The sequence below is a fragment of the Streptomyces sp. NPDC002138 genome (assembly GCF_040296485.1).
Classification (GTDB): Bacteria; Actinomycetota; Actinomycetes; order Streptomycetales; family Streptomycetaceae; genus Streptomyces.
Map to the genome: position 1 here is coordinate 29,318 of NZ_JBEOXE010000002.1, position 12,347 is coordinate 41,664.

Annotated in this window: 14 protein-coding genes and 1 riboswitch; of the genes, 9 read left to right on the forward strand and 5 right to left on the reverse strand. The window is 71.3% G+C overall.

Annotated features, from left to right (window positions below; translation table 11 throughout):
- Positions 1–82 precede the first annotated feature (82 nt).
- From ABT084_RS01265 to ABT084_RS01295, 7 genes are all read left to right on the forward strand, one after another.
- Entirely contained in the window at positions 83–1,465 is a 1,383-nt protein-coding gene (locus tag ABT084_RS01265; RefSeq protein WP_351037568.1) for an L-serine ammonia-lyase, read from the forward strand.
- A 189-nt stretch (positions 1,466–1,654) separates the two neighbouring features.
- Complete coding sequence (locus ABT084_RS01270; protein WP_351037569.1) at positions 1,655–2,215, forward strand: AMIN-like domain-containing (lipo)protein; 561 nt, start codon at positions 1,655–1,657, stop codon at positions 2,213–2,215.
- Between the two features lie 103 nt (positions 2,216–2,318).
- Positions 2,319–2,511, forward strand: a riboswitch (cobalamin riboswitch).
- Positions 2,512–2,541: 30 nt separating this feature from the next.
- Positions 2,542–3,243: an energy-coupling factor ABC transporter permease gene (locus ABT084_RS01275; RefSeq protein WP_351037570.1), complete on the forward strand. Its 702-nt coding sequence runs from the start codon at positions 2,542–2,544 to the stop codon at positions 3,241–3,243.
- A complete protein-coding gene (locus ABT084_RS01280; protein WP_351037571.1) occupies positions 3,243–3,599 on the forward strand; it encodes an energy-coupling factor ABC transporter substrate-binding protein in 357 nt (118 codons plus the stop codon). Before ABT084_RS01275 ends, ABT084_RS01280 begins: the two co-directional genes overlap by 1 nt.
- A gap of 3 nt (positions 3,600–3,602) precedes the next feature.
- Positions 3,603–4,352: a cobalt ECF transporter T component CbiQ gene (cbiQ, locus tag ABT084_RS01285; protein WP_351037572.1), complete on the forward strand. Its 750-nt coding sequence runs from the start codon at positions 3,603–3,605 to the stop codon at positions 4,350–4,352.
- Positions 4,349–5,170: an energy-coupling factor ABC transporter ATP-binding protein gene (locus ABT084_RS01290; RefSeq protein WP_351037573.1), complete on the forward strand. Its 822-nt coding sequence runs from the start codon at positions 4,349–4,351 to the stop codon at positions 5,168–5,170. Before cbiQ ends, ABT084_RS01290 begins: the two co-directional genes overlap by 4 nt.
- Before the next feature lie 63 nt (positions 5,171–5,233).
- The gene (locus ABT084_RS01295; protein WP_351037574.1) at positions 5,234–5,800 is read left to right on the forward strand and encodes a PadR family transcriptional regulator; all 567 of its coding nucleotides are present in this window, start codon (positions 5,234–5,236) and stop codon (positions 5,798–5,800) included.
- A gap of 43 nt (positions 5,801–5,843) precedes the next feature.
- Here the strand turns inward: ABT084_RS01295 and ABT084_RS01300 are convergent, their stop codons facing one another.
- A complete protein-coding gene (locus ABT084_RS01300; protein WP_351037575.1) occupies positions 5,844–6,056 on the reverse strand; it encodes an EF-hand domain-containing protein in 213 nt (70 codons plus the stop codon).
- Between the two features lie 253 nt (positions 6,057–6,309).
- Here ABT084_RS01300 and ABT084_RS01305 point away from each other — a divergent pair, with 253 nt between their 5' ends.
- Positions 6,310–7,062, forward strand: coding sequence for a tRNA-dependent cyclodipeptide synthase (locus ABT084_RS01305; protein WP_351037576.1), 753 nt, complete (start codon positions 6,310–6,312; stop codon positions 7,060–7,062).
- Positions 7,043–8,287 (forward strand): cytochrome P450, encoded by a 1,245-nt coding sequence (locus tag ABT084_RS01310; RefSeq protein ID WP_351037577.1) that lies wholly within the window; start codon positions 7,043–7,045, stop codon positions 8,285–8,287. Before ABT084_RS01305 ends, ABT084_RS01310 begins: the two co-directional genes overlap by 20 nt.
- Before the next feature lie 72 nt (positions 8,288–8,359).
- Here ABT084_RS01310 and ABT084_RS01315 read toward each other — a convergent pair whose 3' ends face one another.
- The 4 genes from ABT084_RS01315 to ABT084_RS01330 form a co-directional block, all read right to left on the reverse strand.
- A complete protein-coding gene (locus ABT084_RS01315) occupies positions 8,360–9,547 on the reverse strand; it encodes a YncE family protein (protein WP_351037578.1) in 1,188 nt (395 codons plus the stop codon).
- Entirely contained in the window at positions 9,544–10,323 is a 780-nt protein-coding gene (locus ABT084_RS01320) for a polysaccharide deacetylase family protein (RefSeq protein WP_351037579.1), read from the reverse strand. The genes ABT084_RS01315 and ABT084_RS01320 overlap by 4 nt, the downstream gene beginning before the upstream one ends.
- Positions 10,324–10,732: 409 nt before the next feature.
- Positions 10,733–11,236 (reverse strand): ATP-binding protein, encoded by a 504-nt coding sequence (locus ABT084_RS01325; protein ID WP_351037580.1) that lies wholly within the window; start codon positions 11,234–11,236, stop codon positions 10,733–10,735.
- Positions 11,237–11,479: 243 nt separating this feature from the next.
- Positions 11,480–12,247, reverse strand: a complete 768-nt coding sequence (locus ABT084_RS01330; protein WP_351037581.1) for an enoyl-CoA hydratase/isomerase family protein — start codon at positions 12,245–12,247, stop codon at positions 11,480–11,482.
- Positions 12,248–12,347 lie beyond the last annotated feature (100 nt).

The window sequence follows — 12,347 nt, forward strand, 5'->3', positions numbered from 1 at the left end:
AGCTCGGCTGTCGGACAAAATCCGAACAATCCGCCTCTCCTGCCCCCTCCCACCCCACGAGCAGACAAGGGAGTCCGCCACCGTGGCCATCTCCGTCTTCGACCTTTTCTCCATCGGCATCGGTCCGTCCTCCTCCCACACGGTCGGCCCGATGCGCGCCGCGCGCATGTTCGTGAACCGGCTGAAGAAGGACGGTGTCCTCGCCCAGACCGCCTCCGTACGGGCCGAGCTCTTCGGCTCGCTCGGCGCCACGGGGCACGGCCACGGCACCCCCAAGGCGGTCCTGCTGGGCCTGGAGGGCCACTCCCCCCGCTCCGTGAACGTGGAGACCGCCGACGCCGAGGTCGAGCGCATCCGCCAGAGCGGCCGGCTGCGGCTGCTCGGCACCGAGATAGGCGATGGTCACGAGATCGCCTTCGACGAGCCGAACCAGCTGATCCTGCACCGCCGCCGCTCGCTGCCGTACCACGCGAACGGCATGACCCTCTTCGCCTACGACGAGGCCGGCACCCCGCTGCTGGAGAAGACCTACTACTCGGTCGGCGGCGGGTTCGTCGTGGACGAGGACGCGGTCGGCGAGGACCGGATCAAGCTCGACGACACCGTGCTGAAGTACCCCTTCCGCTCCGGTGACGAGATGCTGCGGCTGGCGAACGAGAGCGGCCTGTCGATCTCCTCGATGATGCTGGAGAACGAGAAGGCCTGGCGCACGGAGGAGGAGATCCGCGAGGGCCTCCTGGAGATCTGGCGGGTCATGCAGGCCTGCGTCGCGCGCGGCATGTCCCGCGAGGGCATCCTGCCGGGCGGTCTGCGGGTCAAGCGCCGCGCCGCCGGCACCGCCCGCCAGCTGCGCGCCGAGGGCGATCCGCAGGCGCACGCGATGGAGTGGGCGACGCTGTACGCGATGGCCGTCAACGAGGAGAACGCGGCGGGCGGCCGGGTCGTCACCGCCCCCACCAACGGCGCGGCGGGCATCATCCCGGCGGTCCTGCACTACTACATGAACTTCGTGCCGGGCGCGGACGAGGACGGCGTGGTCCGCTTCCTCCTGTCGGCGGGCGCGATCGGCATGCTGTTCAAGGAGAACGCCTCGATCTCCGGCGCCGAGGTCGGCTGCCAGGGCGAGGTGGGCTCGGCCTGCTCGATGGCGGCGGGCGCCCTCGCCGAGGTGCTGGGCGGCACCCCGGAGCAGGTGGAGAACGCGGCCGAGATCGGCATGGAGCACAACCTCGGCCTGACCTGCGACCCGGTCGGCGGGCTCGTGCAGATCCCGTGCATCGAGCGCAACGGCATGGCGGCGGTCAAGGCCGTCACGGCGGCGAAGATGGCGATGCGCGGCGACGGCACCCACAAGGTCTCCCTGGACAAGGTCATCAAGACCATGAAGGAGACCGGCGCCGACATGAAAGTGAAGTACAAGGAGACGGCGCGCGGCGGTCTCGCGGTCAACGTCATCGAGTGCTGACCGCCCGCCTCGCGCCCTGGCCGGCGAGGCGACGAGGTCGTCACCGGGGCCCGGTCCGCCACCGCGGACCGGGCCCCCGCGCATCGGGCCGGGGCAGGGGCGGGGACGTACGCGTGCAACCGTGAGGCCGTATGGCGTGTCTTCCACGATGACACTACTGTCCCCACATCCGAAGAATCGGGGGACGTCATGCTCCGCCACCTCATACGCTCCGTCCGCGACTCAGTCCACCACCTGCTCCGGAGCCCGCGCCTCGGCTCCGCCCACCGCCGACGTCTGGCGGCCGTCACCGCCGGGGTCCTGCTGACCGCCGGATTCGGCCTCGCCGTACCGGCCTCGGCATCCGCCACCGCGACCCCGCTCGTGACCAATGCCCGCTGGGGCGGGCACTGCACGTACGACCGGATCGTCATCGACCTCCAGGGCTCCGTGCCCGGGGTCACCGTCACTCCCGTCTCCGAGCTGGTCTACGACGGATCCGGCAAGCCGGTCCCGCTCGCCGGGTCGTACTTCCTGGAGATCCGCCTGCACCCGGCCGCCGCGCACGACGAGGCCGGGCAGTCCGTCTACACCGGCCCCCGGCTGCAGAAGATCTACCTGCCGAAGCTCAAGGGCCTGGCCTTCACCGGTGACTTCGAGGGCTACGTCACCTTCGGCGCCGCCTTCGACACGGCGCCGCGGTTCACCACCTCCACGCTGCACTCCCCGGAGCGCTTCGTGGTCGACATCGCGCACCCGAACACCTGCTGACGGCGGTAAGGCGGGACCGGGCGGGCGCCCGGTCCCGCCCCTCCCACGGGCGGTGGACGGGCCCCCGGACAGCGGCGGCCGACGCCCCGTCGCGCCTGGTCGGGTAGGGTCAATGCGCCTTGGTGTACGGGAAACCGGTGGAAGACCGGTGCGGCCCTCGCCACTGTGAACGGGAAGTCCGGCGCCACTCCCACGGGAAGCCACTGGACCGGGCGGGAGACCGCACGGACCGGGAAGGCGGCGCCGCGGCATCAGCACCCGTGAGCCAGGAGACCGACCGGGGTGCGTTGTTCCATCCACGAGGTGCTGGAGAGGTCTCCCCACACATGCACATAGCCGAGGGCTTCCTGCCCCCGTTGCACGCGGCCGCCTGGGGCGTCGCGTCCGCCCCCTTCGTCCTGCACGGAGTGCGCGCCCTGACCCGCGAGGTCAAGGCCAATCCGGAGAGCACCCTGCTGCTCGGGGCGTCCGGAGCGTTCACTTTCGTCCTGTCCGCCTTGAAGATCCCGTCGGTGACGGGCAGTTGCTCGCACCCCACCGGGACGGGGCTGGGCGCGATCCTGTTCCGGCCGCCGATCATGGCGGTGCTGGGCACGATCACCCTGCTGTTCCAGGCCCTGCTGCTGGCCCACGGCGGGCTGACCACGCTCGGCGCCAACGTCTTCTCGATGGCGATCGCGGGCCCGTGGGCCGGGTACGCCGTCTACCGGCTGCTCAAGCGGTTCGACGCGCCGCTGATGGTCTCGGTCTTCTTCGGCGCATTCTTCGCCGACCTGATCACCTACTGCGTGACCAGCGTGCAGCTCGCGCTGGCCTTCCCGGACCCGGCGTCAGGCTTCGCGGGCTCGCTCGTGAAGTTCGGCGGGATCTTCGCGGTCACCCAGATCCCCCTCGCGGTGAGCGAGGGCCTGCTCACGGTGCTCGTGATGCGGCTGCTGATGCAGTCGAGCAAGTCCGACCTGGTGCGCCTCGGCGTGGCCCGGCTGACTGGCGGGCGCACCGCCGAGAAGCAGGGGGCGGCGCTCTGATGACCAGGAACGCGAAGATCAACACCGTGCTGCTGCTCCTCGTGGCGGCGCTGGCGGTCCTGCCGATCGCGCTGGGCATGGGCGAGGGCAAGGAGGAGCCGTTCACGGGCGCGGACGCGCAGGCGGAGTCGGCGATCACCGAGCTGAAGCCGGACTACGAGCCGTGGTTCTCCCCGCTGTACGAACCCCCGTCCGGGGAGGTCGAGTCGGCGCTCTTCGCCCTCCAGGCGGCCCTGGGCGCGGGCGTGCTCGCGTACTACTTCGGGGTGCGGCGCGGGCGTCGGCAGGGCGAGGCGCTGGCCGCCGCGGCCCACGCCCCCGGTGACGGGGCCGACCCGGCCGGCCGGGACGCGTAGCCGGTGCTCCCGATCGACGCCGCGGCGCACGGCAGCCGCTGGCGCCGCCGACACCCGCTGGAGAAGGCCCTGCTGGGGTTCGGGCTGACCGTCGCCGCGGTCTGCCTGCCGCCCTGGCCGGGCGGGCCCCTGGTGGCGGCCGCGACCCTCGCCGTGCTGCTGGGCCCGGCGGGGGTGGCCGGGCGTCAGCTGTGGCGCGCGTTCCGGATCCCGCTCGGGTTCTGTTTCACGGGGGCCGCGCCGCTGCTGTTCGCGGTGGGCGGCCCGGCGGGGCTGGTGTCCCTGGCCCCGGACGGGCCCCGGCACGCGGCCGAGTTGCTGCTGCGCACCTCGGCCGCCTCGCTCGGCGTGCTGCTGTTCGCCTTCACCACCCCCGTCTCGGACGTACTGCCCCGGCTGGTGCGGGCGGGTGTACCGGCGCCCGTCGTGGACGTGGCGCTGGTGATGTACCGGATCGGGTTCCTGCTGCTGGACTCGCTCGCGAAGATCCGCCGGGCCCAGGCGGCCCGGCTGGGCCACGCCGGCCGGGCGGCGGCGTGGCGCTCCGTCGCGGGGCTCGCCGCGACCGCCTTCGTCCGGGCCTTCGACCGCGCCTCCCGGCTCCAGAGCGGGCTGGCGGGGCGCGGCTACGACGGCACGCTGCGGGTGCTCGTCCCGGAGGTCACCCTGTCCTGGCGCTTCCTGGCCGCCTCGGGCGCCCTGCTGGCCGCGCTGACCACCGTCACCCTCGTCCTGAAAGGGCTGTACCTGTGAACCCGTTGGTGGAACTGGCCGGCGCGGGCTACGCGTACGAGGACGGGCCCGCGGTGCTGTCCGGCGTGGACTTCGCGATCGCCCCGGGCCGGGCCCTGGCCCTGCTGGGCCGCAACGGCAGCGGCAAGACCACGCTGATGCGCCTGCTCAGCGGCGGCCTGCGCCCGGCCGCGGGCGAACTGCGCCTGGACGGGGCGGTGGTGACCCACGACCGGGCCGGGCTGACCCGGCTGCGCACGTCCGTACAGCTGGTGGTCCAGGACCCGGACGACCAGCTCTTCGCGGCCTCCGTGGAACAGGACGTCTCCTTCGGCCCGATGAACCTGGGCCTGGCCGCCGAGGAGGTGCGGGCCCGGGTGGACGCGGCGCTGACCGCGCTGGACATCACCGCGCTGCGGGACCGGCCGACGCACCTGCTGTCCTACGGCCAGCGCAAGCGGGCCGCGATCGCGGGGGCCGTGGCGATGGCGCCGCGCGTGCTGATCCTGGACGAGCCGACGGCCGGCCTCGACCCGGACGGCCAGGAGCGGCTGCTGGACGTCCTGGCGGGCCTGCGGGCGGCCGGGACCACGGTGGTGATGGCCACGCACGACGTGGACCTCGCCGTCCGGTGGGCCGACGACGCGGCCGTCCTGACCCCCGCCGGCATCCGCCTCGGCCCGGCCGAGTCCCTCCTCGCGGACCCCGGCCTGCTGACGTCGGCGGGCCTGCGCCCGGCCTGGGCCCCGGCGGTGACGGCCCTCCTGCGGGGCCAGGGCCTCCTGTCCCCGCACTTGCCGGGGCCGAAGACCCCGGAGGCCCTGGCCGCCTGGCGGTAGGCCCGGTACGGGCTGCGGGGCGCGGTCGCGGCGGCGCGGGCGGCGCAAACCTAGGATGGCCGCATGTCGCTGCCGCATGCCATCCTCACCGCGCTGCTCGAAAAGCCCTCGTCGGGGCTGGAGCTGACCCGGCGGTTCGACAAGTCCATCGGGTACTTCTGGTCGGCCACGCACCAGCAGATCTACCGCGAGCTGGGGCGGCTGGAGGAGAGCGGGCTGATCCGGGCGCTGCCCAGCGAGCAGCCCGTACGCGGCCAGCGCAAGGAGTACGAGGTGCTGGCGGCCGGGAGCGCCGAGCTGGCGCGCTGGGTCGCGGAGAGCCAGGACCCCAAGCCCATCCGGGATCCGCTGCTGCTGCGCGTGCGCGCGGCCGGGGTCGTCGGGGCACGGGCGCTGGGCCCGGAGCTGCGGCGCCATCTGGAGCTGCACCGGCGGCAGTTGGCGCAGTACGAGGCCATCGACGAGCGGGACTTCCCGCCGGACCGGGACGCCGAGGAGGACCGGCTGCGCCGGCTCGTGCTGCACGGCGGGCTCGGTCTGGAGACGTTCTGGCTGCGCTGGCTGGAGGAGGCCGTGGCCGAGGTGGACCGGCTGGGCGGGGAGGAGCGGGGCGCGCCGGACGGTGGCTGACGCGCCTCCGCCCCGGCAGGCGGGGGCGGAGGCGGGTGCGGGACTACTTGTTCAGGGAGGCCCAGAACTCGTCGAAGCTCATCAGGCCGTCGCCGTTGGCGTCCTTGCTCGCGATGATCGCGTCCGCGACCGCACCGGTGACGTACGCGTCACCCATCGCCTTCATGGCCGCGCTGTACTCGTCGGCCGTGACGAAGCCGTCGCCGTCCGCGTCGAAGCGGCCGAACGTCGCCCGCGCGCTCTCGATGTCCGCCATGGGTCCACCCCTTCTTGGTGCTTGTTGACCGGCTCAGGGTAGCGGCCCCGGGACGGGCCGCCCGCCGGGGGGCCCGATCGAGCGGTCGATAGAAATGCGATTACCCCTCGGTAAGGCGGAAGCAATAATTCCAGCCAACAAATCGAGCCTCCACTTGTCACGCTCCGGCATCACCGCATAACGTAACGGCATTGCCGCCACACCAGGAGCGCAGGGCTCCCAGGGACAAGCGGCAACAAGGGCGATCACACAGGTGACGATCACAGTTGACGCATCATTCGAAGTTCTGCCCTTCACCCGTACCTGCCGCCACATCTGGGAAGATGGCGACCATGTGCTCATTGGCGTGAGTCCTGGTAACAGTTACTTCAGCGCCGAGCGCATCGCGAGCCTCTCCCAGTGGGCCACGACCCGCTTCGCCCAGGTCGACTTCGTCTACGCAGACCTCCACGTGGACCGGATGTTCGCCGCCTTCGGTTACACCCGGGAGCATGCGGAGAAGCGCGCCGCGAAGGAGATCAAGGCGGTGCGGCGGCGGATCTTGAAAGGCGTCGAGGAATCAGGTCCGCAGGACGCCGAGATCCGGGTGAGGGCACTCTCCGAATTCCAGGGCAACCCGGTCTACGAACTGCTGCACCGCCGTGTGCTGCATTTCCTGGAAACCGATGACGAGTTCCGCAAGGGGTGCGAGGAAATGGCACTCCACTTCGTGGGTTCGAAGCTCGCCGAGGGCGAATCCATCACCGATGAGCAGATGCGCGTCTGTTTCGACTACATGGCCGCGGAACTGCCGTTCTTCCTCGACACCCCGAGCATTCTCGGAGTGCCGTCCTCCGTCTCGGCCTACCACGTCAAGATGCCGCTGACCGATGTCCTCTACGCCCGTGGCGGGGGCCTGCGCGCGACCCGCAACCAGGCGTCCGCCGTCGTCCGGCCCGAGGTCCCGGTCCAGAGCACGCACACAGCACCAACCGAAAGGACCGTCGATGAGCGTCGAGCAGCTTGAGGGCAAGGAAGGCCTGGAGGCCGGGGAACCCCTCCTCGACTTCCCCCTCTCCCGGCGCGGCGACGTGCTGCCCGAGGAGTGCACCTGGCTGCGCGAGAAGGCCCCGGTCGCCAGGGTCCGTACCCTCACGGGCGACCCGGCCTGGCTGGTGAGCAGCTACGCGCTGGCCAAGCAGGTGCTGGAGGACGAGCGCTTCAGCCTCAAGGACACCGCGAACGCCGGAGTCCCCCGGCAGTACGCGCTGACGATCCCGCCCGAGGTCGTCAACAACATGGGCAACATCAACAGCGCCGGGCTGCGCAACGCCGTGATGAAGGCGCTCAACCCGCGCCAGAAGGGGCTCCAGGACTGGCTGGCGGCCAAGGCCGGCGAGCTGATCGACCAGCTCGTCGCCGAGGGCGGTCCGGCGGACCTGCGGGCCGGGTTCGCCGACCCCTTCTCGGCGGCGCTGCACTGCCAGGTGCTGGGTGTGCCCTTCGAGGACTGGCGGCGGCTGATGTCGGGGCTGGACGTCGCGTTCATGACCGCGCGCGAACCCTTCGCCGACTCGGCCCTCAACTGGTACAAGGACGTCGGGTACTTCTCCGACGCGCTGCGGGCCCAGCTGGCGCTGCCCGCCGAGGAGCGTACGGGGCTCCTCGGCAGGTTCGCGGAACTGAAGGAGGCCGACCCCGAGTCGGCGCACCTGACCGACGACATGTTCGCGACGGTCGCCGTCTCGCTCTTCGGCGCGGGCGCGGTCTCCACCTCGGCGTTCCTGGTCCTCGCGGTCCTCGCGCTGCTCCAGAGGCCCGAGCTGATCGGGTACCTGCGCGCCCACCCGGAGCGCATGGGCAAGGCCGTGGACGAACTGCTGCGCTGGAACCTGTCCGTGGGTGACGGGCTGCCGCGCCTCGCCATGGCGGACGTCCAGGTCGGTGACGTGCTGGTCAGGGAGGGCGAGCTGGTCCTCGTGCTCCTGGAGGGTGCCAACTTCGACCCGGAGGCCTTCGAGCGTCCGCAGGAGCTGGACCTGGAGCGGGACGCCCCGAACGCGAACCTGGCGTTCGGCGCGGGGCGGCATTTCTGCCCGGCGTCGGCGCTGGGCCGCGCTCACGCCGAGATCGCGCTGTCGGTGCTGGTCGACCGGCTGCCCGAGCTCCGGCTCGCGGTGCCGGCCGAGAACCTGGTGTGGCGCACGGGCTTCATCAAGCGGCTCCCGGAGCGGCTCCCCGTCGCCTGGTAGCCGGTCCGGCGGGACACGACGGTGCCCCGGGGGTCGGCGGACCCCCGGGGCACCGTCACGCCTGCCCCGGACTCAGCGGAAGATGCCGGTGTGACCGAGCGAGTAGCGGCCGGGCTGCGGGTACACGGCGAGACCGTGCGGGCCGCTGCCCACGGGAATCTTGGCGATCTCCTTGCCGCTCGCCGTGTCGATGGCGTAGACCTCGGAGTTGTAGCGGCCCGAGAGCCACAGCACCTTGCCGTCGGCCGAGACGCCGCCCATGTCGGGGCTGCCGCCGTCGGGCAGGTCCCACTTCTTGGTGAGCCGGTTCTGCTTGAAGTCGAAGACCGAGATGCTGCCCTCGCCGCGGTTGGAGATGTACATCTCCTTGGAGTCACGGCTCACGTACAGGCCGTGGCAGCCCTTTCCGGTGGGCAGCAGCTTCGGGGTGTCGAACGCGTCGCCGCTGAGCACCCACATGCCGTGCGCCATCATGTCCGCGACGTAGAAGGTCTTTCCGTCCGGGGAGACCTTGACGTCCTGCGGCATCGCGCCCTCGAAAGGCAGTTTCTGCTGCCCGATGACCTCCATCTTCTCGGTGTCGACCTTGAGGAGTTCACCGGAGAACTCGCAGGAGACGATGAAGTACCGGCCGTCCGCGGAGAAGTCCGCGTGATTGACGCCGAAGCAGGTCACGGGCACCGTCTTGACGCGGTCCATGGTGTGCGGATCGCGGAAGACCAGTTCCTTGTCCATCGAGGCCATGACGATCGCGTACTTGCCGTTCGGCGTGAAGTAGAGGTTGTACGGGTCGTGCACCTCGACGGGTGTGCCCGCCTCTCCGGTGGCGGGGTTGATCGGGGTGAGCGTGTGGCCCCGGTTGTTGTTCACCCACAGCGTCTTCAGGTCCCAGGACGGCACGACGTGCTGCGGCTGGACGCCGACGGGGATGGTCTCGATCACCTTGTACGTCGCCGGGTCGATGACGGACACCGTGTTGGAGCTGGTGTTCGGCACGTAGACGCGGGACGGGAAGTTCTTGACCACGGGCGAGAGCTGGTTCGGCCGGTCGGCCGCGTACACGTCGTCGGGCGCGAGCAGGGGTGGCATTCCGGCCAGCCCTGGCGGGGCGGCCGGAACGGCCTTCACGGGCTGGGCGGGCCCGGCGGTGCCGAGTGCCTCGGGCGCGCCCTTGTCGGCCGCTCCGCAGCCCGCCAGGGCGGCGAGGACCAGTCCGGCGAGCAGCACGGGGGCCTTCCGGGGAAGGCGGTTGGTCGTCATGAGGTCAGCAGCTCCGTGGTGGTCACCGCGCGCAGTTTGCGGCGCGCGAGGTCTTCGAGGAGGGGCGGCAGCGCGGCGACCGTGTCCGCGTAGCCGAAGTGCAGGCTCACCACCGATCCGCCGAGGATCGGCCCGGTGACGTTGCGGATGACGGCCGCGGCGCCGGGTGAGGTGAAGTCGAGGGAGTCCACGTCGTACGAGAGGACGTGCGGGTAGCCCGCGCGCTGGGCCAGGGTGCGCACCAGCGGGCTGGCGTACTGGGTCTGGGAGGGGCGGAACCAGGTGCCGATGGACCCGGTGAGCCGCTTGAGGCGGTCGGCGCACCCGGTGATCTCGGCGTAGGCCTCCTCCTCGGGCAGAGTGTTGATCGCGAGGTGGTGCTGGGTGTGGTTGCCGAGTTCGTGGCCTCCGTCCAGGATCCGGCGGGCCATCTCCGGGTGGGCGTCGAGCCAGGTGCCGATGGCGAGTACGGTCACCCGCGCGCCGGCCTTCTCCGCCTCGGCGAGGACCGCACGGGCGATGCCGGGCTCCCCGTTCCCGTGGAAGGTGAGCGCCACCGCGGGGCTGTCCCGGGCCCCGTGGCCGATCTCCACGGGCTGGCCGGCGAAGCGGCGGGGGGCGGGGGCCGCGGCGGGGGCGGCGGCCCGTCGGGTGGCGGGGGGCGGCGCCGCGGGCGGGGCGGCGGAACGGCCCGTCCCGCAGGCGGCGGTGACGGCCCCGGCGGCGACCGCCGCTCCGGCGCGCAGGGCCGTACGACGGTCTGGGTAACAGAGCACCTGCCCATTTAAGGGGTGGTTGGCCCTGAAGGTAATGATTGACCCAATTCAGGACGTTCGTCGGATCGGGTGAACGGCCTACCCGTCCACTATGTGATCAACGATTTACACAGAGCAGCCGATATTTATTCACTGAATACGAGGCGAGTGGCTCACCTCACCTAGGATTTAGGTGGAAAGTCTTAGGATATGCACACTTATGTCCGACTCGGGACTTTTGGTGTTCCGGCCCTCATCTGCCATAGTCGGAACCACGACTTCCCCCTTGACCCGAGCGAAGTCTCCGGCCGAGGATCACACCCCCTTCGATCCTCGGCCCACTCATGAAGCCCCCGCGGCGCCGCACCACGGCGACAGGGGGCTTCTGCGTGTCCGGGGGCGGCGACCGGCGGCGGGTGGTGGCGGCCGGTCAGCGGTCGGACACGCGCATCTCGAACCAGGTGGTCTTGCCCCTGGGTAAGAGGTCGGCGCCCCAGCGGTCCGAGAGCTTGTCGACCAGGAACAGCCCGCGGCCCGTGGTGTCCATCTCGTGGACCGGCATCAGGCAGGGCAGCCCGCGCGAGGGATCGCGCACCTCGATCCGGAGCCACCCGCGGCGGCGCAGCATCCGCAGCCCGAAGGTGCGGGCCCCGGTGTGCCGGACCGCGTTGCCGACCAGCTCGGAGACGAGCAGGACGGCGTGTTCGGCGATCTGCGGGGACAGGCCCCACAGCCGGACCACCACGCACTGGGTGAGGCGCCGGGCGATGGCCGCGGACTCGGGGAGCGACGGCAAGGTCACCTCGCCGTCGGCCGGACTGCCGTACAACTCCAGTGCTTTCAGGCCCTGTTCGTCCTCAAGGGCCGCCATCGGTCGTACGGCGGAAGCGCTGCTGCGCTGCCGCGGCTGTTCCACACCCTCCAGGCCCGCCATGCACCCATCATGAAGGGCGGGCGGGCCCGCCGGTGCGGTTCCGCGCGAAAACGCTCCCCCGGAATGCTTCATTCCGGGGGGCGTCCTGTCATATGCCCAAGGCAATCAGGGGGTCGTTTCACCCGGCCCCACCTGCGATGACTCAGTGGTGCGAGATCATTACCGAGAGTGGATCTCCATCATTCCTTAAGGTTGCCTTAAGGCCTGGCTAATCCACCCGCAGGGAGGACGGGCGGGGCGCACTCAGAGGAACTTGGCCTTGCCCGGGCCCTCTTCGACGAAGCTGCGCATGCCGCGCTCGCGGTCCTCGGTCGCGAACAGCCCCGCGAACCAGTTGCGTTCGATGGTCAGCCCGGTGTCGATGTCCGCCTCCAGGCCCGCGTCCACGCACTCCTTGGCGGCCCGCAGCGCGATGGCCGGTCCCTGGGCCAGCTTCGCGGCCCAGGCGTGCGCCTGCCCGTACACCTCGGCGGCGGGCACCACCCGGTCCACCAGGCCCAGGGACAGGGCCTCTTCGGCCTTCACCATCCGGCCGGTGAAGATCAGGTCCTTGGCCTTGGACGGACCGATCAGCCGGGACAGCCGCTGGGTGCCGCCCGCGCCCGGGATCAGGCCGAGCAGGATCTCCGGCTGGCCGAGCTTGGCGTTGTCGGCGGCGATCCGGTAGTCCGCGCAGAGCGCCAGCTCGCAGCCGCCGCCCAGCGCGTAGCCGGTGACGGCCGCGACCACGGGCTTGGGGATCCGCGCGACGGCGGTGAAGGCGTCCTGCAGGCCGCGGGACCGGGCGATCATCGCCGCGTGGTCCATCACCTGCATCTCCTTGATGTCGGCGCCCGCCGCGAAGACCTTCTCGCCGCCGTAGAGGATCACCGCGCGGACGTCCGGGCGGTCCGTCGCCTCGGTGGCCAGCTCGCGCAGGCGGTCCTGGGTGGCGACGTCCAGGGCGTTCATGGGCGGACGGTCCAGGCGGATGGTGCCGACGCCTGCCGCGACTTCGAGAGTGATGGTCATACGGGGAAGGTTAGCGGGGGTTAACCGGGAGTGGCCCGGTGCTGTGGGTCACAGCACCGGGCCACCCGGAGTCCGTACGGCGGCGGGCCGCCGCCCGCGC